Origin of the sequence: Clavibacter sp. MX14-G9D (genome assembly GCF_032917815.1) — a bacterium.
GTDB lineage: Bacteria > Actinomycetota > Actinomycetes > Actinomycetales > Microbacteriaceae > Clavibacter > Clavibacter michiganensis_K.
In genome coordinates this window covers 1-828 of the sequence record NZ_JAVCVL010000410.1, presented here as the reverse complement: position 1 = coordinate 828, position 828 = coordinate 1, and the positions used below count along the sequence as shown (strand labels likewise).

The window sequence follows — 828 nt, the reverse complement described above, 5'->3', positions numbered from 1 at the left end:
GCCGCGGCCGACGACGAGGTCGTCGGCCCGCACGAGCGGTACCGTCGCCGCCCGCCGGCGGGCGGGTGCGGACGGCTCCCGCCCGGGGACCCAGACGCCGGCCGACGCGAGCGCGGCGCCCTGCTCGCGGAGGACGTCGTCGGGGGCCCCGTCGGCGAGGATCCCCCCGTCGGCCGCGAGGACGACCACGCGGTCGACGAGGTCCTGCCACACCGCGACGCGGTGCTCGATGACGACGAGCGTGGCACCCGTCGTGCCGACGACCGCCTCGACGGCACGACGGACCTCGCCGACGCCCTCGGGATCGAGGTTCGCGGTCGGCTCGTCCAGGAGGAGGAGCCCCGGGCGCATGGCGAGCACGCCGGCGAGGGCGAGCCGCTGCTTCTGGCCACCGGAGAGGGCGGTGGTCGAGCGGTCGAGGGCGACGTCGAGCCCCACCGCGTCGAGGGCGGCGCGCACGCGGGGCCAGATCTCCTCGCGCGGGACGCCGAGGTTCTCGCAGCCGAACGCCACGTCGTCGCCGACCCGGGAGAGGATCACCTGCGCGTCCGGGTCCTGCAGCACGAGACCGGCGCGGCCTCGCGGCTCCGCCGGATCCTGGCCGTCGACGCGGAGCGACCCGCGGGCCTCGCCCTCGTCGTCGCCGCCGAGCACGCCCGCCAGCGCGTGCAGGAGGGTCGTCTTCCCGGCGCCGGACGCGCCGAGCAGGAGGACCCGCTCACCCGGCTCGATCACGAGGTCGACGTCGCGGACCGCCCAGGCGCTGCGGCCCGCGTGCCGCCAGCCCCAGCCCTCCGCGCGGACGGACGCGCCGCCCGTCGGACCCGC

Annotated in this window: 1 protein-coding gene; it reads right to left on the bottom strand. The window is 78.5% G+C overall.

The window, feature by feature from the left end:
- A partial coding sequence (locus Q6969_RS16005; protein WP_317231323.1) for an ABC transporter ATP-binding protein occupies positions 1-828 on the bottom strand: 828 nt, incomplete at both ends.